The following is a 22961-nucleotide window of genomic DNA, read 5'->3' as shown; positions in this document are numbered from 1 at the left end:
CCTTCCGTTACTTCCGCGACACCAAATGTGTCCGGGACGTTACATTTCGACCCCTTCGGGGCGCGGACATACACACAGGTAACACCCACCGGCAGTGATCAAACTGTCACCTAAGGACGATTTATTGACGTATTCCGAACATCGTTCCCGATAGCAGCTACCGCACAGCATCAAACCCGTAGGGCGACCACAAGATTGGCAAGCCTTACTTAACAGGATGGGTGTTGCTCCCGATAGAGGGCGTACCAGCAGATTGGCCAAATCCCCCGCGGCAATGTAGCCACGCGAGCTTAGTGCCGGCGCAAACATTCAGCCACAGTTCGAGTTAGCGAGATCTTTACGCCGAAAACGACCGTCCCGACGGCCCGCGAGACAGTACCTATCGGTCGTCATGGTGACGCTATTCACACTGATTTGAGGAACTCCCGGCACCGATAACAACCGGATCTCGACACCGATTGGACGTTCGAGGGCACAGTGGAGTTCATGAACCTCACAAAAAAGAAATCCTGGAGTGAGCTGTCACCCGCGCAGCGCCGCGTCGTCTCCCTGCTCGCAACGATTCAGTCCCTGTTGGCGATCGCAGCGTGGACCGACCTGGCGCGACGCCCTGCCGATACGGTCAACGGCAGCAAGAAGAAGTGGGCGGCGATCATCTTCGTCAACTTCTTCGGACCGCTCACCTACTTCCGCCGAGGCCGGATTCAGTCGAAGTAGTCCCAGAACTGCAGCCACTTCACGGAGGCGAAGAGCGTCAGAGTCACGACGTACACCGCAATTACCGCTGCGCCACCGCGCCAGTTGGTGCGGGGAACGGCGCCGTCGACCGGGTCGAGCCAGTGGCGGAACCACCTGGTGACCGTCGGCATCAGGAACCACGTCATGGCGCCGACGCTGACTATCTGGCTCAACCACATCGACAGCCACGGCGGCGCTCCGATCCCGTCGAGCAGCGGCCCGAGAAACCTCGACAGCGTCATCACCGTCGGATAGAGGACGAGCAGGATGATCATCGCCGTCTTCCAATTCGGCGTCGCGCGAGTCTGCCCGTTCTCCGTGCGCAGGATGGTGCCGAACGGTGTCGACCGCGTGGTCTCGGTGAAGTCCTCGGCCAACTCGGCCCGCAGTTTCGGTAGTGCTGCGGCCCTCTCGGGCGACGCCATCCACACCGCCAACTGCTGCTCTGTCCGAAACCGAAGGACGGACTTCCACTGGGTGGAGTCGGTGACCGACCGCAACAACATCACCGACTCGTAGCCGGAGAATCGCGAACTGAGATCGATGAGGTGTCGTTGCGTTCGCAGAAACTCGTTCTCCTTACCCACGACGACGGCGTGGTCGTACACACCGATACCGGGCGGCGGCAGCACGCCGTCGATCAGAACGAGATCACTCGTCTGCGCCAGAATTCCCGTTGCAGCAGCTGATCTTTCGAGATCGCGGCGATCAGTCGACTCCAGCCAACGATGAAGATCGTCGGCACTGTCGAAAGTGACGGACACGCCGTGCGACACCGGTTCCGGTTGATCACTGATGCCACAGCTCAGGTAGCCGTCGAATCGACCGGCGGTCTCGGCCGCACGCTCGACCCACGCCCGGAATCCCGAACTCGTTCGGTGGTACCCGGTGATGGCAGTTGCGGACACGTCAGCCCGATATCCGGCGCCCTTGCACGTACACGTGCGCAATCGCGGGCTCGCGCATCGCCATCAGGAGCCCGAAGAGCGTCTGGTCGCGGGCGAGTATCGGATCATCCGAACGCGTTCCGTAGTTGACGAGCCCGGCGAGCGGCGGCCACCCGGACGGATCGATCACCAGGAAGTCGGCCTCTTTGCCCTCGTCGAAGTTGCCGATCCGGTTCTCCATGTCCAGCGCGCGAGCACCGGCGAGTGTTCCGGTGAACAGCAGTTCGGCAGGGTGCATCGACACTCCGTCGTCGCCGGCTTCGGAGATGTGAACCTTGAAGGCGTCGCCGAGGACTCGGGTGAGCAGGCACTCGTCGCCGCCACCGAAGTCCGATCCGATCGCGATGTTGACCCCTGACGCAACGGTTCGTTTCCACGGCATGGTGCCGGAGCCGAGAAACTGCTGGGAAGTAGGGCAATGTGCGATCGAGGTTCCGGTCTCGGCCATTCGTGCGAGTTCGGAGTCCTGGCAGTGCACCGAGTGCGCGAGTATCGCGCGTGGACCCAGGAAGCTCTTTCCGCCGACCTGTGAGCCGGGGAGGAACTTGCCGTCGTACGTGTCGAGATAGGTCTCGACCTCGTACTCGGCGAGTGTGGTCGCCACCTCGCCGGTTCCGGGCCGATTGTTCTCGTTGAGATGACTGTGGAAGTAGACGCCCCGGTCACGGACGGAGTCGTACAACTCCCCCAAGTCCTTCAGCGTCCGTGTTGTCACCGCGAGAGAGAAGCGGGGAACCACTGCGACGTGAATGAGCGCAGTGTTCACGTCGCCGGTGTCGGCCGCGTGCCACTTGTCGATCTCCTCGCGGGTGAGTCTGATCGCGTCCTCTTCCGAGGTGATCAGCGCGGCAGCGGAGGCCGGGCCGGTGGTCTGAATCCCACGTCCGCTGACCACTCGAAGGCCGCGTTTCAGAGTTTCCGAGAACAGGGCGTCCTGCGCGTGCGGGAAGGCCGATCCGAACACCATCGCGGCCGTAGTTCCCGTGGCGACTCGGCGAGCGCAGAAGGCCTCGGCAGCGTGCTGGGCGAATTCCGGATCAGCGAATCTCGATTCGGAGGGAAAGACGCACAGGTCGAGCCACTCGAGGAGTTGGCCGCCGCCGTAGGCGTCGCCGGCGTAGGTCTGCGGGAAATGAATGTGTGCATCGACGAATCCGGGCAGCAGGAAACCCGGTCGGTGGTCGTGGGTTTCAGCGCCTTCGAGACCGCTCGGGAGTGATTCGAATTCTCCGCAGTAGACGATCGTTCCGGCATCGTCGATCGCCAGGACGCCGTCAGGGATCGAGACGAGCGACTGCGCCGCATCCTCTACCGTCGGACGACCGGAGATGTGGAAGACATGGCCTCGATGAAGGTGCGTCACTTACTGAGCAAAGCACAAAACTACCCGGCGCCGCGCGGCGAATGCTGTCCTTTTTGTCAGATATTGGGATCAGGCAAGAGTTGCATGCCAAACAAGAGCCGCAGCCAGCGCACCTGCACCGTTCAACGACCAATGCAGAGCAATCGGCGCAATCAGGCTGCCGCTGCGATGACGAAGCCAGGTGAACACGAGACCGGCCGCAGCGGTGGCGAGAACAGCTCCGAGGATGCCGGCGACCTGGCCGACGACTCCGGTACCGAGAAAGCCGGACAGCCCTTCGTTACCGCTGGTCAAACCCATCGACGACGCGATGTGCCACAGTCCGAACATCAGAGAACCGGCAGCGGCGACGCCGCGGAATCCACTGACCCGGTTCAACGTGCCGTGCAGGACGCCACGGAAAGCCAACTCTTCGGGAATGACGGTCTGCAGCGGGATCACGATCATCGACGCGATGATCGCGCCGGAAATAGTGGCGTAGCGATCCGCCATGAAGAAAGGACGTGTGAGCGGAAGCAGAGCGCCGACGGCGACAACGGTCAGGACCAGGCCGACGGCAGCAAGCGCGTACTTCGAACCTCGCCGCAGGTCACGAGGGGACAGCCCCAATTCCGCCCAACCCATTCCCCGGCGCTTGGTGAGCGCCAACAGGACGAGAGCAGAGATGGGTACCGTCGCGATGCTTGCCCAGGCGGTGGTGAAATGTGCGATCAGATTGGTTCCCACCAGCACCACGATCACAACAGCGATATCCACGTATGCATGCATCCGCGGAAAACGAGGAGCGGTCGCTTCGATCTCCACTGGGCCGCCGCTCGTTAGCTGAAAGTTCACTTTGTCCAGTGTACCGGCGCACGAGAACTGCCCGCCACTGTTTGCGAACACGCTCACAGTGACGGGCAGGTCCCGAAACAGCTCTGATCAGGCGCCGAGCGTGCTCGCAAACTTCGGAACGGCGTTGTCGATTGCGTAGGTCAACCCCGGTACCGAGCCACTCGAGAACGCATTGACGAGTGCCGGGTCATCGAGGATCAACAGATGTCCCTCCTGAGCCGACGGGATTGCGCGCAGTAGCGGATCGTTCGCAAACGCACTGCTGTCGAGGAAGATCGGAAACAGCACCGTGAGATCCGCGTCGAACAGGTTCAGGTTCTCGTTGGCGACCGGGATGTAGAAGTTTCCGGTGGCTTTTTCGGTGATCGCCGTCGGGATCGTGAAGCCGAGGCGGGTCATGAAGTCTGCGCGTGCGTCGCCGGGTACGTAGGCGCCGTAGCCGTCGGAACTGTAGGCGCCGACCGCCGCGGTCTTGCCCGCGAAGTTCGGATTGGCGGCAATCGCGGCCTCGAACTTGGCGTCGAGGCCGTCGAGTAGCGCCTTGCCTTCCGATTCTTTGCCGAGTGCCTTGGCGACGAGTTCGGTCTGCTGCTCGACCGTCGTCCCGTAGGCCGTGGCGAGACCCGGCGGCGGCCCGACCGTCGGTGCGATGGCACTGAGCTTGTCGTAGGTGGCCTGCGTGTTGTCGCTTCGCGTCCACAGAATGAGGTCCGGTTCGAGCGCGATGACGTCTTCGACGCTCAAGTCCATCGTTCCGAGGATCTTCGGGTCGGTGGTGAACTCGTCCGCAATCCACGGTCCGACGCCCTTGCCGCCGAACGCCATCCAGTCCGCGACGCCCACTGGTTGAGTGCCCAGAGCGAGTGCCGTCTCGGCATCCGACCAACCGAGCGCGACGACGCGCTCCGGGTTGGCCGGGACCTCGACGTCGCCGAACATGGTCGAGACGGTTGCTCCCGCCTCCGCGGGTGCGTCAGCGCTGTCGCTGCTGCAGCCGGCAAGTCCGGCGACGGCGAGCGAGGCGGCCAAGGCGGTGACTGCAATCTTCATTCGAGAGACTTTGATTCGCATGGTTACCAGCACTCCTCCAACGCTCCAGCGAGAATTAGGGAAGGCTAGCATCAGCTAACGAAGGCTGTCGCCCATCGGCCAGATCGTGTTCAGGACGCGTCTGCGGCCCGTTCGAGCTCCGCGATATCGATCTTCTTCATCTTCATCATCGCGTCCGTGGCGCGTTGCGCCTTGGCCCGATCCGGATCCTTCATCAGTTCGAGAAGGCGATTCGGGACTACCTGCCAGGACAATCCGAACTTGTCCTTGGCCCATCCGCACGGGCCCTCTTCCCCACCCTCGGTCAGCCTGGACCAGTAATGATCGACCTCAGCCTGATCGACGCACGGAATCTCGAAAGACACTGCTTCCGAGAACGTGAACATCGGTCCGCCGTTCAATCCGGTGAATCGCTGACCGTCGAGCTCGAAGCTGACGGTCATCACCGATCCCGCCGGCATTCCGGAAGGCGATCCCTCGACGTATCTTTCGATTCCCAGGATCTGCCCGGAACCGAACACCGAGATGTAGAAGTTGGCTGCTTCTTCTGCTTGGTTGTCGAACCACAAACAGGGAGTGATGGAAGGCATGTTCTGTCCTTGTCGGAGAGGTTACGAAACAGGTGTACAGGGTTATAGACCCGGCCCGAACCGGAAACTCATCGCAAGGAATTACTCAAGCCGACAACGCAGAGTCAAGCATCGGCCAGGAGCGAACGAGTTCGTCGCGCCAGTACGGCCAACCGTGCGTCCCCACCGGTTGAGCGCTGCGGGCGACATCGACTCCGCGATCACGCAACACCTGAGTGATCTGGTTGGTGCACAGGTTCGATCCCAGTTCCATGACCCCGCCGACGACCAATACCCGGCCCAGGGCAGGAGTATCGAGAGTTTCGTGCGGACCTGGTAGTCCCGATCCCGAGGCGAGATACACCTTGGTGCCGCGCAGCTTGTCGGCATTGGCGAAAATGTCGTGCTCTTGCCAAGCCTCACTGCCGGCCGGACCCCACATCTGCTCCGAACGGGCATTTCCGTTGATCACCACAAGATCGGTCAACGCCTTGCCGAATCCTCCGACGGTTGTGTAGCAGCCGCTGTAGCCCGCGACCACGTCGTACAACCCGGCCGAGCGTTGGGCCAGGATCAGCGCGGCTTCTGCACCCATCGAGATCCCGCCGATTGCGTTGTGCCCGTTGGTGGCGAACCTCGTGTCGATCAGTGGGGGAAGCTCTTTTGTCAGGAATGTCTCCCACTTCAGACGACCGAATTTCGGGTGGTCTTCCTGCCAATCGGTGTACATGGTGCCGGTTCCACCGATGGGGAGTACGACGTTCACATTCTTGTCGGCAAAGAACGGGACGATATCGCCGTTAGCCGGGGCCAACCAGTTGTTCTCTTCGATCTGCCCGGAATTGCCGTCCAGGAGATACAGCGTCCCGCGCGGTTCCGAGCGGTCGGCAGGAAGCAGCACTTTCACCGCCATGGTGCGCCCCATGGCGGGACTCGCGACGTCGAGAAGCACCAAGCGCGAAGACAGTTCGGTGACACTCGTTATCTGCGGAGTCTCGTCGGCGAGCGCGGTCGAAGGCGGCGCCAGTACTGAAATCAAGGCGAGCGCGCCTACGAGAACGACGCTTCGAAGACTTGCTCGTTGGGGCCTCACACGCCGAGCGACGCGGCGATCATCGGCCACGAGTCGTGTAAGTCGTCTTCCCAGTATCCCCATGAATGCGTTCCTGCCGGCTTGAAGTTGTAGCGAATGTTGTTCATACCCAATGCGTTCGTCCTGTCCGCAAGCTGGGTGGTGCAGTAGTGAGTTGCCGCCTCGATTCCGCCACCGAGAACAAGCTGCAACGCCAAATCTGTGACGTCGTTGTCGATCCGCGGATCGGCAAGTGTGTCGTACGGACCCGGAATTCCGGTTGCGGTTGTGATGTACATCGGGATTCGAGGTAGCTTGTCCGCGTTGACAACCGGATCGTGAGCCGGCCAACCCGGGCCGTCGTACGGACCCCACATGTTTTCCGCGTCACCCCCACCGACGGCGACCACGAGTTTCACGAAGTCCTGCCCGATGCCCGGACTCGTCATCGCGCACCCGCTGAAGGACCCGACACTGTTGTACAGCGCGGGCGCCGCCATAGCCAGATCCAGTACCGACGTGCCTGCCATCGACAGGCCTGCCAGTGCGTTCTCGCCGGTCGTCCCGAATGTCGAATCAATGACTGGCGGTAGTTCTTCCGTCAGGAACGTGGTCCACATGTTGACCCCGTTGTTGTTGCCGGATTTCGCGAGGCCGGGGTCCGGCCGCTCCCAATCGGTGTAATAGCTGAATGCTCCACCGAGAGGGGTGACCACGTTGACGTGCTTGTCCGCGAAGAACTTCGGTGCGTCGGTCCGCACCGACCACGTCGCGTCGTCTTTTCCTCCGTCTACTCCGTTGAGTAGGTAGAGCGTCGGAGCAGGCGTCGAAGTATCAGCCGGCCGCAAGACCTGCAACGGAATGTCGCGCCCCATCGACGGTGAGTACACCGAGATGTCGACCAGCCTGCTGTCCGCCGACTGCGCGTGACCCGGTGCTGTGAGGAGCTGGAACCCACACACTGACGTGGCCAACGCCACGAAGACACGGAAAACCGTTCGTAACGCACGAGTCTCGATCATCCGGGTCACTCTCTTCCGCAGCGGAACCTTTCGAACGGTACCGCCTGAAACAGGCAAACCCGACGTGATCGGAAAAACTCGATCCGGTCGACACGGAAAGGCTCACGCACCGAGTGCGTGAGCCTTTCGGAACCTATAGCCCTCCGATCAGGCCGGAGGGGTTCCTCCGCTGAGCGAAGTCAACAGGTTGACGATCTCGGTGCCAATCGCACTCGAACCCGTGGTCAGAATCTTGATGATGTCGAGCGAACCCATGTGAACTCCTATGTTGGTGGGCGCTTTGTACGCCAAGCTGAAGCAGATGACTGCAGACCCCTGAGAGGCCAGACTTTTAGCCGCCGAAGCTACCGAGGTTGGTCTCAACCGAACCCATGAAAGTTTCGAGAAGACCGTCAGCAGCAAACAACGAGCCCAAGCCGCCGAGGGCAGCGGCGAGAATCGATTCCATCGAACCCATGTGAATCTCCTTGAGAGGTCAGAGGTCAGCTGCCAAAAGCACCCGACAGTGCTGTGACAGCTGCATCACATCTGTAATGTATCCGTGACGTGGGTAACAGTAATCATACGAACGACCAGTTGGCAAAGGATTCCGACAATGGGGTCATTATTTCGACTAATAAGGTCTGCTACTGAAAAAATTCCGGCGAATCGGTCGAATTTGACCAATTCTGTCGCCGCATTGATCAACCGCCCTAAATCCTGCGGTTACCCACCAGTAAACTGAAATCATGTCTAGCGCAACCTCACTCACGCAGGTAGCTAATTTCCGGTGGCACCGCCATCAACTCGACCGAGCGGTTGTCGGTGACGCCGATCACAGCGATTGCAGCATTCTCGATCTCGGGATTCAGAACACCGGACCTGACGGAGCCGCCTGGGCCCTGCGGATCCGCGGCATCCGCGGCGACGCCACTGAGCTCGCTCTTGCCTGGACGTTGCGCGGAGCTCCCCACTATTACCGTCGGGGCGACCTGCCTGCCATCGCCGTCGCCACGTCGCCGTTCAGCGAAGCCGATGCAGCCAAACGCATTTACGACGCGAATCGGCCACTGAAGGCCGCCGGCATCCCGACGATGACCTCCCTGCAAACAATTGCTGCAGCGATGCGGGACATCGTCTCGAAACCAACCGTCAAGGGCGAGATGTCCGCGCAATTGACCAACCGAGTGACCGAGCCCTATCTGAGATTCTGCCGCCCGTGCAATGCCACTCATCTGTACGAGATGCCGTTCCGGCTCGCGGCACTCCAGGCAGGCCTCGAGCTACAGCCGGACACATCTCCCCCAGTGCTCGAACGCATTCCGGGTTGGCGCCGACGCCCATTCAGCGCCACGGGCGCAGACGCAGATTCCCGCTTCGACGTGATCCGGGGTTATCTGCGGTTCTACGGCCCCGCGACTCCTGCTCACGTCGCGTCGTTTCTCGATGCTCCGGTCAGGGATGTCAAAGCCCACTGGCCAGTCGATGCCGAGGAGATCGAGGTGAACGGCGAGAAGCGGTGGATTCTCGAACAGGACCGCGAAGACTTGTTCGGCTCCCCCACCGATTCGAGTACGCGCTTGCTCGGGCCTTTCGATCCGTATGTACAGCTCAAGGATCGGGAGACCCTGGTTCCCGATCCGACCGCCCAGAAGACGGTGTGGCCGACCCTCGGGCGACCGGGCACGGTGGTGGTCGGTGGCACGATCACCGGATTGTGGCGACCACGAGCATCCGGAAAGAAGCTGAAGGTCGCGATCACCCCGTGGGGAACGTGGTCTCGATCGGCCCGCGCAGCAGTGGCCGAGCAGGCCGAAATACTTGCCGAATTTCGCGGCGTCGAGCTCTCCGAACTGGTCGAAGTATCTTGATCGAGCCAGTGGCATCCGGATAATTCCAGCTCACACCCGCCCCGATTCGGAGAAGGAAACCCCCAACGATAACCTGAATGCGACCTTCGCACGCACCCTTGTTCAGGAGAGATGATGGCCGACTTCCTCTATGAGGACCTGTTGCCGATCGGTGATGACACCACCGAGTACCGATTGCTCACCACCGAAGGGGTGTCGACAGTCGAGGGACCGGACGGCCGCACCTTCCTGCAGGTCGAGCCGGAAGCGATGCGCTTGCTGACCGAAACGGCGCTGCACGACATCTCTCATTACCTGCGCACAGATCACCTGACGCAGCTCGCGAGCATCCTCGACGATCCCGAAGCGTCGAACAACGACAAGTTCGTCGCGCTCGATCTGCTCAAGAACGCCAATATCGCCGCTGCCGGCGTTCTGCCGATGTGCCAAGACACCGGAACCGCCATCGTCATGGGCAAGCGTGGACAGCATGTGCTCACCCCCGGCGACGACGAGAAGTCCATTGCCCGCGGAGTCTACGACGCCTACACGCGTCTGAACCTGCGCTACTCGCAGAACGCCCCCATCACGATGTGGGACGAGAAGAACACCGGCAACAACTTGCCCGCGCAGATCGAGCTGTACGCCGATACTGCTGCCGGACATGAGAACTCGTACAAGTTCCTCTTCATGGCCAAGGGCGGCGGAAGCGCCAACAAGTCCTACCTGTACCAGGAAACCAAAGCGATCCTGAACCCCGACTCGATGATGCAGTTCCTCGAGGCGAAGATCCGCTCACTCGGCACCGCAGCCTGCCCGCCCTACCACCTTGCAATCGTCGTCGGCGGTACTTCGGCCGAGTTCGCGATGAAGACGGCGAAGTACGCGTCGGCGCACTATCTCGACGAATTGCCCACCGAAGGCGCCATCACGGGTCGCGGCTTCCGCGATCACGAGCTCGAGAAGAAGGTTTTCGAGCTGACACAGAAGATCGGCATCGGCGCACAGTTCGGTGGCAAGTACTTCTGCCACGACGTCCGCGTCGTCCGACTCCCCCGCCACGGCGCTTCGTTGCCCGTCGCCATTGCGGTGTCCTGCTCGGCAGATCGACAGGCGAAGGCCAAGATCACCCCGGAGGGCGTGTTCCTGGAACAGCTCGAATTCAACCCGGGCCGTTTCTTGCCCGAGGTCACGGACGCTCAGCTCGACGAAGAGACGGATGGCATTTCGGGTACCGGCAAGGGTGCTGCGGTCAAGATCGATCTGACCAAGCCGATGTCGGAGATCCTCGCCGAGCTTTCCAAGCACCCGGTGAAGACTCGTCTCTCCTTGACCGGTCCGCTCGTCGTGGCACGCGACATCGCGCACGCCAAGATCAAAGAGCGTCTCGACGCAGGCGAAGAGATGCCGCAGTACCTCAAGGATCACCCGGTGTACTACGCCGGCCCCGCCAAGACGCCCGACGGCATGGCGTCGGGTTCGTTCGGCCCGACCACAGCCGGCCGTATGGACTCGTACGTCGAGCAGTTCCAGGCCGCCGGTGGCTCGATGATCATGCTCGCCAAGGGAAACCGTTCCAAGCAGGTCACCGACGCCTGCAACTCGCACGGCGGTTTCTACCTCGGTTCGATCGGTGGACCCGCGGCTCGTCTGGCCCTCGACTGCATCAAGAAGGTCGACATCCTCGAGTACGCCGAACTGGGTATGGAAGCCGTCTGGAAGATCGATGTCGAGGACTTCCCCGCGTTCATCGTCGTCGACGACAAGGGCAACGACTTCTTCGCCCATACCGGTGAAGTGACCCTGACGATCGGTAAGCGTCCAGGCCTGTAGACACGTCAACAGCAAAGAGCCCCGGCGAGTTTCGATCGCCGGGGCTCTTTGTGTCTTTGTCAGGTCCAGAGCGCGGCCACGAACACGGTCGCGATCGACAAACCGCCGACGACGTGTACCAGGTTCGGATTGGGCTGGCCCTTCTTCTGCTTCGCACGGGTGATCTCGGCAAGCGCCACGATGACCAGCGAAAGCACCAGTTTCACAGCGATCTTCGCGTGAATGTAGTTCTTGTCCAGGGCGTCTTCGCCCAACCCGACGATGATCAGGCCGGACACGAACTGCATCCTGGCACCCCACACCATGACCTCGGTGATCGAAGGAGCCTTGAGGACGGTGAAGTAGCTACCGACCAGGGCAGCCATGCCGAGTAGGTGAATCACTACAAAGACGTTGTATAGAACAGACATACAAGCACTTTGACTTGTACCTTGTTCTGGCCGAACGGAACTGCGACTTCTCTCAGAGAATTCCGGCTTCGAATGCGGCGGAACGATATTTCGCTGCCAAGGTGTCCACCGTCTCGTGTGCGTTGAGACCACTGGGATTGGGCACGATCCACAGTTTTGCCCCCTCGAAATCACGGTCCTGACGCCCGGCCATCGCCTTCTTGTCACCGAAAGCTGTTCGATAGGCGGTGATCCCGGCGAAGGCAACAACTATTGGATTGGTTGCGCGCACGATGTTTCGGACCCGAACTCCGCCAGTTGCGAGTTCCTCCGACGTCAATTCATCGGCGCGCGCAGTTGCCCGCACCGCCAAATTGGTGATCCCCACTCCCCGATCGATCAGATGCTGTGTGTCAGCGTCCGACATACCCGCGGAAGGATCGATCGCATGCTTGATTATGCCTGCCCTCAGCAGTGCCGGATAGAACCGATTACCCGGCCTGGCGAAATGCGCGCCGGTCGCCGCCGTCCACAGTCCCGGATTGATACCGACGAACAACAGCCGACAATCCGACCCGATCAGATCCTCGATCTCGGCGTCTCGGAACGATTCCAGTTCGGCGCGCGTGAATCCCATGCAGCCAGTACATCAGGCCGTCACGACAGCGCCTCGCGCACCTCGTCGATCGCGTCGTGCATCATCTGCTCGTACACATCGATGTCCGGAATCGAGGCCGGACTGCTGGTGATGCTGATCGTCACCGTGTCCCCGATCCCGTGTACGCCGTGGGTCAACGACATGACCGGCGACAAACTCGGGAAGCCCGCTGTGAACCGAACGACGCCGCCTCCGAGCGCCAGATCCGCGTCACCGCGCGCGACACTCGACACCACGGTGTTTCCAGTGACCTCGTCGGGTACTGCCGTGAAATCGTATTGCTGCACGCCCCAACGGACCAGCGGGCCGGGAACCGCGTTCAGCGCGAGATCCGACGCTGCGCTGGATGGATGGGACGCACGTGCGCGACGCTCGTCCATCGACTCCTTGATCAGTTGGGCTCGCTCACGAAGATCATCGACTTCCGGGAACAGCCCGACACCTGCATTGCGGAAGTGATTGCGCGCCGTGGGTGTACCTGCCTTGGCGATGGTCACCTCAGCTCCCAATTCGGGCGGTACCGAGCCGTCTCGCTCGGTGAGGTAGTTCGCCATCGCTACCGAGATGGCTGTCATCGCTCCGACTGTGACGGATACGCCGTCGCCACGGAAATCTGCGCTGTCCCGCACGACCATGCGCACCAGTCGGTGCGGTCCGGGAGGGATGTTCGAGCGCACCTTCGGACGGCTCGCCGCCTGCGGCGCAACAACTCCCGATTCGGTGTCCGCCTGGAGCTGTAACTGCGCGCGGTGCCCCGCCCGGCCGTCGCGGAACAGCGAAACAAGTTGGCCCGGAAGGCGCAGGGCGGCGCGGCCCAGAATCTCGGCTGTTCCGCTACGCCGCACGTCCGTCTTCTGCTTTGCGGGCGGTTGCGGCGAGAACAGTTGGCGAGCAATCGCCGACGCGCGTTTGCCGTCCGCCAGAGAATGAGCGACCTGCAGAACTGCGATGAGCGCCGGGCCACTGCAGCGCGGGACGCCGGTGACGCCGTGAAACAGGTGCAGCGTCCACGGGGACTCGCGCGGGTCGACGTGGTTCTCGAGTAGTTTCTCGATTCCGTGAATGCACGAGAGCCACGAGTTTTCGGGCAGCTCATGCACTCTCACCAAGGAGGCGTCGACCGGCATGGGCTCCCACACCGGATAGTCGAGGTGCCACGGTGATTCACGAATCCGAACATTGAGATCCGGAATGAGCGACGCTCTTTCCACCACCGAGCGTCGTAGCTCGTCCATGTGCTGGCTCTGCCCGTCGAAACAGTAGAGCAGCAGCTGATCGTTCGGGATCTTCTCCGAAATCCAGAAGGTTTGGGCATCGGTGGGCGTCATCCGTAACACCGGGAGACGGTACCACCGGCTTGTCAGCTCTTTTCTGCAGCAGCTTTCAGCTGGGACAGGCCCTTCTCGAAATCCTTTCCGACAAGCTTGTCCATGCTGAAGATGAAACCGAAGATCTTGAAGAACAGATTCTTCTTTCCGGTCATCTTCCACGTCACCTGAACTTCACCGGAATTCGGCGAGATGAGAAACGTGGTGACGTTCTGCGCCTTGAACGGCTTGAGGAAGGCCAGGTCCAAAACTACTCGTTCATTCGGGACGGATTCGGTGATCACCATCGAACCGGAGCCCGCCTTCTTGTTTCCCGCCCAGGCGTACGAAGCCCCGACGCCCGCGTCAGGACCCGCGTACGTACGCTGCATCGCCGGGTCGAGACCTTCCCACGGCGACCACTGAGTCCACTGATGGAAATCGTTGATCAACGCGAAGACGACCGGTGCTTCTGCCTTGACGATCGTCGTACGTTCTACCAGGAATTCGTTGGAATTCTGCGAAGCCATCGTCGATCTCCAATTCTCGGGCGTGACAAGTGTTCGGAATTATCCACGGTCGACGAGATCGGAGCGAGTCGACACTCAGTCCCGCAGGCACAGGCAGAAATAGTGACCGACCGGGTCGCGGTACACGCGGAAAGTCTGATGCTCCGGAATGTCGGTCACCCGCTGCGCTCCAAGGTTCGTCACCCAAGCCTCGGCGGGGTCGAGAGAATCCACGAACAGATCCAGATGGATCCCGACACCGGAGGTCGGCCAGTCCACCGGAACGAAATCCGGAGCGAGCTGAAATGCGAGCCGCCCCCCGCCGGGCCCTTCGATCACGTGCCAATCATCCTCGTCGCGAACACTTTTCCACTCGAGGACCTGGACGTAGAAGTTGGCCAATGCAGCCGGATCCGGGCAGTCCAGGACTGTGTAGTCCATGCCGATGTTCGGGCGCGTCACTGTGCCTTCTTCTCCTGAACTTTCTTACGCACGAACAACAACGGAAGAACCAACGTCGCAACGGCGGTTACAAGCCACACGACGACGGTTCCCAGAATCCACGTCGAGACACCGGAGATCGACAGATTGGAGAAGAGCGACGCCACCAACAGCGCGACAAATGTCGACACCAATCCGATTCCGCCGAGAAATGCCGGTGCATGGCGCTTTGCCACCGTGGCGATGAACGGCGCCAGGACCGACTGCGCAATCGCAAAGATCACGACCGCAACGATGAATCCGGATGTGGGCGCCGAGAAGCCCGAAAGAATCAACGACGCAACTAGAAGCCCGACAGCGGCAGAACCCAGGAAGATCGCGGCGCGAATCAGGAAGCTGATCATTTGTTGATCCTATATGTCGGATATCAAGGAGAACAGATATTCACAATCCCAGAGATTCCTGCACCTCTCGCAATGTCCGGGCAGAAGATCGGAGCCCCGAAGCCTCCTTTTCCGATAGCGGCACTTCGAGGACTCGGCCGGCACCAGCACGACCAACCATCGTGGGAAGGGACAGGCAAACGTGCTCGAGTCCGTGGACGCCGCTCTGCAAAGTCGACACCGGCAGAACCCGTTGTTCGTCCCGCAACACGACTTCCGCGATGAATGCGCTCGACAATCCGATGGCGAGGTTGGTCGCACCCTTACCCTCGATGATCTCGTAAGCACTCTCGACTACAGACTTCGCTACTTTCGCGCGTAGGTCGGGGCCGAGGACGCCACCCGACGGTCCCACGAACGAGGTTGCCGGCACTCCGCCGATGGTTGCGCTCGACCAGAGCGGAATCTCGGAATCCCCATGCTCGCCCACGATGAAGGCATGAACGTTCTCCACCGCGACTCCGAGTTCGGTAGCCAGCAGGAATCGCAATCGGGCCGTGTCCAGCACGGTCCCAGATCCGAAAATTCGGCCGCGGTACGACGGTCCCGCGGCCTGGATCGCTGCGTAGGTCGCCACGTCGACCGGGTTGGTGACGAAGAGAAGGACCGCGTCCGGTGACACCGCCAACAGTTGTTCGGTCAGTGTCTGCGCGATCTTGACGTTCACCGCGGCAAGTTCGAGCCGCGACTGACCGGGATGCTGTTTGGCACCCGCGGTGACGACGACCAAGTCGGATCCCGCGGTGACCGAGATGTCATCGCCTCCGTCGACAGTGCACGGCGGTGTGAACTGGGTGCCGTGGTTGAGATCGAGAACTTCGGCCCGGACCTTTGCGCTGTTGGTGTCGTAGAGGGCGAGCGCGTCGGCCGATCCGCGTATCAGGCACGCATACGCAATTGCGGTGCCGACACTTCCCGCACCGACAACGGACACTTTTCGTCTGGATGAACGATTCGGCGTCGTCATGGGTAAATGGTGCTCGCTCGATAACGATTTCGCAGTACAACGGATTGCCAGTCTCTTCTCAGGGTTTGGATGCAGACCTCTCAGAATCGACGTGGATGATCGCTGACATGGCTGAGGTAACCGTTCTTGCAGTTGGCGGCACCGGCGAATCCCACGTCGGCGACCACGGCGCCCGTGTGCGCGGACTCCTCAGTGCCGTCACCGACGAACTCGACAGTCGATTCGATTCTCGCTGGGTCGCTTATCCTGCGTCGTACGGTCCGGTCGCCGACGGCGGCCTGAGCTTTCGGCACAGCACCGCGATGGGTGTGAAGGCCCTCACCGCCGAAATCGCACAGACAGACGGCCCGGTCATGCTGATCGGATACTCACAGGGATGCACCGTGATCCGCTCGGCTCTTCCGACGCTGAACCGCGCCAACATCATCGGAGTCGGACTGATCTCCGATCCTCAACAACCGGCAGGCGTGATCGAAGGTTGTGAGGGACACGGAGTTGCCGGCGACGGACCCGATATCCAGCCGTGGATTCCGGTCAAGTGGATCGGGCACCCGCAGGACATGATCTGTAATGCCAGCGACGACAGCTACATTCGCGACATCGCAGACTTGACGCGCTGGATGTCCTTCTCGCAGGCACGCGTGTGGGCAGGAAAGGTTTGGGAACTACTTCGTAGCAATGCTTTCCAGAATGCGCAGAAGACTCGTTTCAGCCCCAAACAGTGGCGTACCGATCTACGACGCATTCGCACCGCGTTCCTCGAAGTACTTGGTTACCTGCCGACGAAGTTGAACCTGAACCGATTTCAGCTCAAGAACCCTCGCGGCGGTAGACACATCAGCTACGCGATCGAACCTCTCGACGAGAGCGGACTGACCGGGTGTGAGCTTCTGGCGTCGTGGATGAAGGTCCACGCGAGCGGCGTCGGGCAGCGCATTCACGCGGCCTGACCTTTACCGTTAGTTTACCTAACGAACCCCGGCGAGCCATTCGACGCCTCTACGTTCCTTTCATGCAACTGAGCAGAATATTGTCGTGCGCCGCCGTGACCGTCGCACTCCCCCTCACCGCCCTGGCGGCCCCGGCCGCCGCATCGCCAACCGGCAGTCTCGACTGGTCCGGTTCGTTCGGTAGTTCAGCGCCCCAGCCGGTTTCGACGTTCGACGTCCAAGCCCACCGCGGCGGGCTCGGCCTGTACACGGAAAGCAGCCTGGCCGCGTTCGCGAATGCCCTCGAAATGGGCGTCAGCACACTGGAACTCGATACCCAGATCACCGAGGACGGGATCGCTGTCGTCACGCACGATCGCAAGATCTCGAACAAGAAATGCCTCGACACCGAGCCCGCCACTACCGGCGACCCGGAGTTCCCGTACGTCGGCAAATTCGTCAACACGCTGAGCCTGCAGCAGATCAAGACCATGGACTGCGGCACGCTCCCCCTTGCCGGATACCCTGAGCAGCAAAATGTTCCGGGAGCGAAAATGCAGACACTCGAAGAAGTGCTCGCTCTGGTGAAGTCGTACAACGCACCCGGAATCAAGCTCAATATCGAGACCAAGGTGGAAGCGGGAGCACCTCACGAGACCGCCCCGCGTGAGCAGTTCGTCTCTGTTGTTCTCGACACGATCCGGGCAGCCGGATTGTTGGACAGCGTCACCATTCAGAGCTTCGACTGGGGCTCACTCATGCTCACCCGTCAACTCGCGCCCAGTGTGCCTGTCGTCGCGCTCACCAATGGCGACTTTCTCCAGGTAGGCAAGGACGGAGCATCGCCGTGGCTCGGCGGTCTGGACATCGATGATTTCGGTGGCGACGGCATCGCGGCGGTAGCAACCTTTGGTGCCTCCGCCTACTCCCCCGTCCAAGGAACTCCGCAGGGCGGAAAGGTCGGGGATCCCGGTTTCACCCTCTATCCGACAGCCGACATGATCGCGAGCGCACATGCGCGTGGCATGAAGGTCATCCCGTGGACCGTCGATGATCCGGCCACCATGCACGCCCTGATCGACCTCGGTGTCGACGGAATTATCACCGACTACCCCGACCGTCTCCGCGCCGTCCTGACCGAGCGCGGTATGCCGCTACCTGCGCCTGCGGTCAAGAAGTAGCCTCCACCGCGCACCGAAGCAGGTACCTGAACAGGTACTACGGCCGATGTCCCCGGGGTCCTACCGGACGCATCCTGGACAGGTACTTGCTCGGGTGATCGGAGGTGAATTCTGATGATGTCTTTGAAGGACCAACTGGACAACTGCGAATACCTACTTGCCGACGCGGAAATGGCCGGCGACTGGAATGCTGTCCGGCGATTCAGGGAATACCGGCTCAGGCTCGTTCGACAACTGTGCAGGCAAAGGGCCGCCGGCCTCTGCGCCTACAGGCCCGACCTCCGTATCTGAGCTGGTCCCTCTGGGCGGTTACGATCCGCCGTCGCCCGAGTCACAGTCGGGTGCTCTCACCAATTGAGCTACAGAAGGTATGGACCGCAGCGCCTTTCGACTGCGATCTTTCTCTGCCGAACCATACGGGCCCGCATCTCGTCCGCGCTACTGATTTTCGAGTAGACGATCTACACCGACCACCGCTGTGAGTTCGGTTTCCGCGTCCCCGCGGGGACGTCCTCGGCAAGGCCACACCGAATCACCGCTGACCAGCAGTCGATGGAATGATGACCTGCGTGTCCATGTCTCCACCGCTGCCCGTCAAGAACGGGGTTGGCCCGACGCGCCTACGCATCCCGCTCTCGGGGCCGTGGGCGACGATCGCCGAGTACGTCGTGGCCAAGTTCGACCATCTGGACGCCGAGAACCTGTATCGGCGGTTCGACGACGGCGAGTTCGTGGGTATCGACGGCCAGTCGCTCTGCCGGAGCACAGAACTCAGTGCGCACCGGTTCGTCTGGTACTACCGCGAGTTGCCGGCGGAGGACCCGGTGCCGTTCCACGAGGAGATCCTGCACACCGACGACGATCTCGTCGTCATCGACAAGCCACATTTTCTCCCGACCACTCCGAGCGGGCGATACCTGCGTGAGTCGGCGCTCATCCGCCTGCGGGTTCGTCTCGACAACCCAGATCTGACCCCGATCCATCGACTCGACCGCGGCACCGCAGGGGTGGTGTTGTTCTCGGCCCGCCCCGCGACGCGCGGCGCGTACCAGTCACTGTTCGAGAAGCGTCAGGTCACGAAGGTCTACGAGGCGGTGTCGGCGCGACCGACCCGGCGGGGCCGGGATGCACCAGCGCTCGACGTCCCTCTCGTTTACCGCAACCACATCGAAGCTCGACGCGGCGAGTTGCGAGTCGTCGTCGACGACAGCCGTGAACCCAACTCCGAGACCATGATCGAGGCACGAGGGACGGGCGTGAGTGCCTCCGGACGTGCTGTGCTGCACACGGTTCTACGTCCGCGCTCCGGACGGATGCACCAGTTGCGGGTGCATCTGGCAGCTCTCGGCGCCGGGATCCTGGGCGACCGGCGATACCCCGACCTGCTTCCCGACGCCCCGGACGATCATTCTCTCCCACTCCAATTGCTCGCGAGGGAACTCGAATTCACCGACCCGTTGTCGGGGAAAGCGCGGCGGTTTGTCACCCGTCGGACGCTCAGCGAGATGCCCGTGGGGTGAGGACCAGAAGCCGCGGATTTAGACGTTGAAGCGGAACTCCACCACATCGCCGTCGGCCATGACGTATTCCTTGCCCTCCATGCGGACCTTGCCGGCAGCCTTGGCCGCGGCCATGGAACCCGCCTCGACGAGATCGTCGAAGGACACGATTTCAGCCTTGATGAAGCCACGCTCGAAGTCGGTGTGAATGACGCCGGCAGCCTGGGGCGCGGTGTCACCCTTGTGGATCGTCCAGGCGCGAGCTTCCTTCGGACCAGCCGTCAGGTAGGTCTGCAACCCGAGAGTGTGGAAGCCGGTGCGCGCGAGAGCGTGCAGGCCGGGCTCGGTCTGACCAATGGAGTCGAGCATTTCCTGGCGATCTTCCTCGTCGAGCTCGAGCAGTTCCTGCTCGACCTTCGCGTCGAGGAACACGGCGTCGGCAGGAGCGACGGAAGCGCGCAGTTCCGCGATCTTCGCCTCGTCGGTGAGCACCGACTCGTCGGCGTTGAAGACGTACAGGAAGGGCTTGGTGGTGAGCAGGCTCAGCTCACGCAGCAACGAGAAATCGAGCTTGTCCTTGACGCTGAAGAGCGTCGTGCCCTCGTTGAGGAATGCCTGAGCCTTGAGTGCCTCGTCGTGGGCCGGCTTGAGCTCCTTGTTCTTGCGAGCTTCCTTGTCCAGACGCGGGAGAGCCTTCTCGAGAGTCTGCATGTCGGCGATCACGAGCTCGGTCTCGATGACCTCGATATCGGAGGCCGGGTCGACCTTGCCGTCGACGTGGATGACGTCGTCGTCGGCGAAGACGCGAACTACCTGGCAGATGGCGTCCGCTTCACGGATGTTGGCCAGGAACTTGTTACCCAGGCCTGCGCCCTCGGACGCGCCCTTGACGATGCCGGCAATGTCGACGAACGACACGGTCGCGGGGAGGATGCGCTCGGAGCCGAAGATCTCGGCGAGCTTCTGCAGCCGCGGATCGGGCAGCTCGACCAGACCGACGTTGGGTTCGATGGTCGCGAACGGGTAGTTCGCTGCCAACACGTCGTTGTTGGTCAGTGCATTGAAAAGGGTGGACTTGCCGACGTTGGGCAGTCCGACGATTCCGAGGGTAAGGCTCACGGTCTGTGGATTCTACGGCCTCGCGGCGACGTGACGGGTACTCGCCCCACCGTCACGTCGCGGCAGGTGATCAGTTGTAGGTATACGAATCGACGGACGACACGATCGCAACCAGGAAGATCACGTAGAACGCGATGAACAGCACCCAGCAGATGACGGCTATCAGGAGCGAAATCTGCCCGAGCTTCTTCACCCGCTCGGACGCGTACTGCGCGCCCTGGTGATCGCCCATCGCCCACTTCGGGTAGATGTCGTGGAGATGGTTGAACGCGGCGAACGCGATAGGCCAGAAGAAGATGATCGACGCGACGGCCCATCCCGCGTTGGACTTCGGCGGACCGTACTGAGGCGCCGCGTACGTGGGAGCAGCGCTGTACTGCTGGGCTGCGCTGTACTGCTGACCGGTCGGATACTGCTGTCCGGCTGAGTACTGCGGGTCGGTCGGGTACTGCTGGCCCGTCGGATATTCCTGGCCTGCTGAATATTGCTGACCGGCTGAATACTGCTGGCCCGCCGGATACTGCTGCTCCTTCGGATCCTGCGGGTCGGTCGGATATTGCGGTTCGGTCATCATTCCCCCAAAGAGTCGGATTCGGTTCTCTATCGCAGAACCTAGTGGAGACTTACCGCTGCCGTGTCACAGTGAGCGCCTACGCTCTCGAGGTGACTCGGATGCTGATCGTGCTCTTGATTTGGATAGTGGGTCTCGGCACCGCCGCGCTCGCAATTGTCGCCTCGCCCGGATGGTGGGTGATCGCTGTCGTCACACTCGCGCTGGCGGCCATGGGCACCTACGACCTCACTCAGAAGTCCCACAGCATCCTCCGTAACTATCCGGTCCTGGGGCACGCGCGATTCCTCCTCGAGAAGATTCGACCGGAGATCCAGCAGTACTTCGTCGAATCATCCACCGATGGAATGCCATTCGATCGCGAAACGCGAGATCTGGTTTACGAGCGGGCAAAGGGAACACTGGCGGAAGAGCCCTTCGGGACCGAGCGCGACGTCAATGCGATCGGCTACGAGTTCATGACGCATTCGATTCGCGCACGGACCGCCCCCGACACCGTTCCCCGAGTTCGCCTCGGCGGACGCGATTGCACGAAGCCGTACGACATCGCTCTCCTGAACGTCTCCGCGATGAGCTTCGGGTCGTTGTCCGCCAACGCAATCGAAGCCCTCAACGCCGGCGCCGCCAAAGGCGGCTTCGCCCACGACACCGGCGAAGGCGCGATCAGTCCGTATCACCGCAAACACGGCGGCGATCTGATCTGGGAAATCGCCTCGGGATACTTCGGATGCCGAACCGAGGACGGCCGATTCGATCCTGACCGTTTTGCCGAGCGTGCCGGACTCGATCAGGTGAAGGCCATTTCGATCAAGCTCTCGCAAGGTGCGAAACCCGGGTTGGGTGGCGTGCTTCCCGGAGTCAAGGTCTCCCCCGAAATCGCCGAAACCCGCGGGGTACCCGTCGGCCAGACCGTGATTTCGCCACCCGCGCACACCGCGTTCAGCACCCCGGTCGAACTGGTCGATTTCATCGCGACCCTGCGAAAACTGTCTGGAGGCAAGCCGGTCGGGATGAAACTGTGTGTCGGCTCGCGTCGTGAATTCCTCGGAATCTGCAAGGCGATGATCGAACGCGGTATCACGCCCGACTTCATCATCGTGGACGGTTCCGAAGGCGGCACCGGCGCAGGTCCGGTGGAGTTCGAGGACCACATGGGCATGCCGTTGACCGAGGGCCTGATGCTGGTGCACAACGCTCTGGTGGGAACTGGTTTGCGCCCTCTCGTGAAAGTCGGCGCTTCCGGAAAGGTGGCGAGCGGTTCCGACATCGTCAAACGCATCATCCAGGGCGCAGACTTCACGATGGCGGCCCGCGCAATGATGTTCGCAGTGGGCTGTATTCAGGCCCAGATGTGCCACACCAACCGCTGCCCGGTCGGCGTTGCCACTCAGGATCCGGCACGCACCCGCGCACTCGACATCCCCGACAAGAGCGAGCGCGTCTACCGATTCCAGAAGGCAACCGTCGCCAGCGCGCAACAGATGATCGCGTCGATGGGCATCGATTCCTTCGACCAACTGCAACCGGGAATGCTCAACCGCCGCGTCGACGGTCTCACCACTCGCACCTATGCCGACCTGTTCGACTGGCTGATGCCGGGCGAACTGCTCGACTCCCCGCCGCAGAGCTGGCTCACCGATTGGATCGACGCCGACGCTCACCGATTCTGACGTCGGTCGACTCCCGCGTTT

At 61.5% G+C, this 22961-nt stretch carries 24 protein-coding genes and 1 tRNA gene; 7 read left to right on the top strand and 18 right to left on the bottom strand.

The window, feature by feature from the left end; genetic code table 11:
- Positions 1 to 486 precede the first annotated feature (486 nt).
- Positions 487 to 717 carry a PLD nuclease N-terminal domain-containing protein gene (locus tag V3587_RS06095; RefSeq protein ID WP_031331074.1) on the top strand — a complete coding sequence of 77 codons (231 nt, stop codon included), beginning with the start codon at positions 487 to 489 and terminating at the stop codon, positions 715 to 717.
- On the opposite strand, the gene V3587_RS06090 is transcribed toward V3587_RS06095, so the two are convergent.
- The 8 genes from V3587_RS06090 to V3587_RS06055 all read right to left on the bottom strand — a co-directional run bounded on the left by V3587_RS06090 (position 705) and on the right by V3587_RS06055 (position 8052).
- Positions 705 to 1646: an antibiotic biosynthesis monooxygenase gene (locus V3587_RS06090; protein WP_050656023.1), complete on the bottom strand. Its 942-nt coding sequence runs from the start codon at positions 1644 to 1646 to the stop codon at positions 705 to 707. The genes V3587_RS06095 and V3587_RS06090 overlap by 13 nt on opposite strands.
- 1 nt (position 1647) lies before the next feature.
- The gene (locus V3587_RS06085; RefSeq protein ID WP_166502500.1) at positions 1648 to 3048 is read right to left on the bottom strand and encodes an amidohydrolase family protein; all 1401 of its coding nucleotides are present in this window, start codon (positions 3046 to 3048) and stop codon (positions 1648 to 1650) included.
- Positions 3049 to 3117: 69 nt separating this feature from the next.
- On the bottom strand, positions 3118 to 3816 hold the full coding sequence (locus tag V3587_RS06080; RefSeq protein WP_020908494.1) for a CPBP family intramembrane glutamic endopeptidase: 699 nt from the start codon (positions 3814 to 3816) through the stop codon (positions 3118 to 3120).
- A gap of 153 nt (positions 3817 to 3969) precedes the next feature.
- Positions 3970 to 4932, bottom strand: a complete 963-nt coding sequence (locus tag V3587_RS06075) for an iron-siderophore ABC transporter substrate-binding protein (RefSeq protein WP_225320101.1) — start codon at positions 4930 to 4932, stop codon at positions 3970 to 3972.
- A gap of 110 nt (positions 4933 to 5042) precedes the next feature.
- On the bottom strand, positions 5043 to 5522 hold the full coding sequence (locus V3587_RS06070) for a VOC family protein (RefSeq protein ID WP_003945229.1): 480 nt from the start codon (positions 5520 to 5522) through the stop codon (positions 5043 to 5045).
- 85 nt (positions 5523 to 5607) lie between these two features.
- Positions 5608 to 6540 carry an alpha/beta hydrolase gene (locus V3587_RS06065; RefSeq protein ID WP_283376211.1) on the bottom strand — a complete coding sequence of 311 codons (933 nt, stop codon included), beginning with the start codon at positions 6538 to 6540 and terminating at the stop codon, positions 5608 to 5610.
- 50 nt (positions 6541 to 6590) lie between these two features.
- Positions 6591 to 7595, bottom strand: coding sequence for an alpha/beta hydrolase (locus V3587_RS06060; RefSeq protein WP_042448805.1), 1005 nt, complete (start codon positions 7593 to 7595; stop codon positions 6591 to 6593).
- Between the two features lie 331 nt (positions 7596 to 7926).
- The gene (locus V3587_RS06055) at positions 7927 to 8052 is read right to left on the bottom strand and encodes a hypothetical protein (protein WP_257898927.1); all 126 of its coding nucleotides are present in this window, start codon (positions 8050 to 8052) and stop codon (positions 7927 to 7929) included.
- 271 nt (positions 8053 to 8323) lie between these two features.
- On the opposite strand from V3587_RS06055, the gene V3587_RS06050 reads away from it, so the two are divergent.
- Together V3587_RS06050 and V3587_RS06045 are read left to right on the top strand one after the other, a co-directional pair.
- Positions 8324 to 9445: a winged helix DNA-binding domain-containing protein gene (locus tag V3587_RS06050; protein ID WP_219466174.1), complete on the top strand. Its 1122-nt coding sequence runs from the start codon at positions 8324 to 8326 to the stop codon at positions 9443 to 9445.
- A gap of 114 nt (positions 9446 to 9559) precedes the next feature.
- Positions 9560 to 11257 carry a fumarate hydratase gene (locus V3587_RS06045; protein ID WP_007726313.1) on the top strand — a complete coding sequence of 566 codons (1698 nt, stop codon included), beginning with the start codon at positions 9560 to 9562 and terminating at the stop codon, positions 11255 to 11257.
- A gap of 59 nt (positions 11258 to 11316) precedes the next feature.
- On the opposite strand, the gene V3587_RS06040 is transcribed toward V3587_RS06045, so the two are convergent.
- From V3587_RS06040 to V3587_RS06010, 7 genes are all read right to left on the bottom strand, one after another.
- Complete coding sequence (locus V3587_RS06040; RefSeq protein WP_283376210.1) at positions 11317 to 11667, bottom strand: hypothetical protein; 351 nt, start codon at positions 11665 to 11667, stop codon at positions 11317 to 11319.
- A 52-nt stretch (positions 11668 to 11719) separates the two neighbouring features.
- The gene (locus tag V3587_RS06035; RefSeq protein ID WP_283376209.1) at positions 11720 to 12283 is read right to left on the bottom strand and encodes a mismatch-specific DNA-glycosylase; all 564 of its coding nucleotides are present in this window, start codon (positions 12281 to 12283) and stop codon (positions 11720 to 11722) included.
- 20 nt (positions 12284 to 12303) lie between these two features.
- Positions 12304 to 13632 (bottom strand): WS/DGAT domain-containing protein, encoded by a 1329-nt coding sequence (locus V3587_RS06030; RefSeq protein WP_269612923.1) that lies wholly within the window; start codon positions 13630 to 13632, stop codon positions 12304 to 12306.
- 32 nt (positions 13633 to 13664) lie between these two features.
- On the bottom strand, positions 13665 to 14141 hold the full coding sequence (locus tag V3587_RS06025; protein ID WP_007726321.1) for an SRPBCC family protein: 477 nt from the start codon (positions 14139 to 14141) through the stop codon (positions 13665 to 13667).
- Between the two features lie 75 nt (positions 14142 to 14216).
- Positions 14217 to 14582, bottom strand: coding sequence for a VOC family protein (locus V3587_RS06020; RefSeq protein WP_269612920.1), 366 nt, complete (start codon positions 14580 to 14582; stop codon positions 14217 to 14219).
- Positions 14579 to 14965: a phage holin family protein gene (locus V3587_RS06015; protein ID WP_003945275.1), complete on the bottom strand. Its 387-nt coding sequence runs from the start codon at positions 14963 to 14965 to the stop codon at positions 14579 to 14581. Before V3587_RS06015 ends, V3587_RS06020 begins: the two co-directional genes overlap by 4 nt.
- A gap of 40 nt (positions 14966 to 15005) precedes the next feature.
- On the bottom strand, positions 15006 to 15971 hold the full coding sequence (locus V3587_RS06010) for an L-lactate dehydrogenase (RefSeq protein WP_039972672.1): 966 nt from the start codon (positions 15969 to 15971) through the stop codon (positions 15006 to 15008).
- Between the two features lie 107 nt (positions 15972 to 16078).
- Between V3587_RS06010 and V3587_RS06005 the strand changes: the two genes are divergently transcribed.
- Together V3587_RS06005 and V3587_RS06000 are read left to right on the top strand one after the other, a co-directional pair.
- Entirely contained in the window at positions 16079 to 16921 is an 843-nt protein-coding gene (locus V3587_RS06005; RefSeq protein ID WP_047270355.1) for a PE-PPE domain-containing protein, read from the top strand.
- A gap of 62 nt (positions 16922 to 16983) precedes the next feature.
- Positions 16984 to 18081: a glycerophosphodiester phosphodiesterase family protein gene (locus tag V3587_RS06000; RefSeq protein ID WP_175280099.1), complete on the top strand. Its 1098-nt coding sequence runs from the start codon at positions 16984 to 16986 to the stop codon at positions 18079 to 18081.
- 293 nt (positions 18082 to 18374) lie between these two features.
- On the opposite strand, the gene V3587_RS05995 is transcribed toward V3587_RS06000, so the two are convergent.
- Positions 18375 to 18450 (bottom strand) — tRNA-His (locus tag V3587_RS05995).
- A 188-nt stretch (positions 18451 to 18638) separates the two neighbouring features.
- On the opposite strand from V3587_RS05995, the gene V3587_RS05990 reads away from it, so the two are divergent.
- Positions 18639 to 19601 (top strand): pseudouridine synthase, encoded by a 963-nt coding sequence (locus V3587_RS05990; RefSeq protein ID WP_065455445.1) that lies wholly within the window; start codon positions 18639 to 18641, stop codon positions 19599 to 19601.
- Positions 19602 to 19619: 18 nt separating this feature from the next.
- On the opposite strand, the gene ychF is transcribed toward V3587_RS05990, so the two are convergent.
- Positions 19620 to 20699, bottom strand: coding sequence for a redox-regulated ATPase YchF (gene ychF / locus V3587_RS05985; protein ID WP_054188760.1), 1080 nt, complete (start codon positions 20697 to 20699; stop codon positions 19620 to 19622).
- Positions 20700 to 20769: 70 nt separating this feature from the next.
- Complete coding sequence (locus tag V3587_RS05980; protein ID WP_030536246.1) at positions 20770 to 21273, bottom strand: CD225/dispanin family protein; 504 nt, start codon at positions 21271 to 21273, stop codon at positions 20770 to 20772.
- A gap of 89 nt (positions 21274 to 21362) precedes the next feature.
- Here V3587_RS05980 and V3587_RS05975 point away from each other — a divergent pair, with 89 nt between their 5' ends.
- Positions 21363 to 22940 carry an FMN-binding glutamate synthase family protein gene (locus tag V3587_RS05975; RefSeq protein ID WP_042449196.1) on the top strand — a complete coding sequence of 526 codons (1578 nt, stop codon included), beginning with the start codon at positions 21363 to 21365 and terminating at the stop codon, positions 22938 to 22940.
- Positions 22941 to 22961: the final 21 nt, after the last annotated feature.

Source organism: Rhodococcus sp. IEGM 1306, assembly GCF_036541985.1.
Taxonomy (GTDB): Bacteria; Actinomycetota; Actinomycetes; order Mycobacteriales; family Mycobacteriaceae; genus Rhodococcus_F; species Rhodococcus_F qingshengii.
The sequence above is the reverse complement of the archived record's forward strand: the minus strand, read 5'-3'. Positions and strand labels throughout refer to the sequence as shown.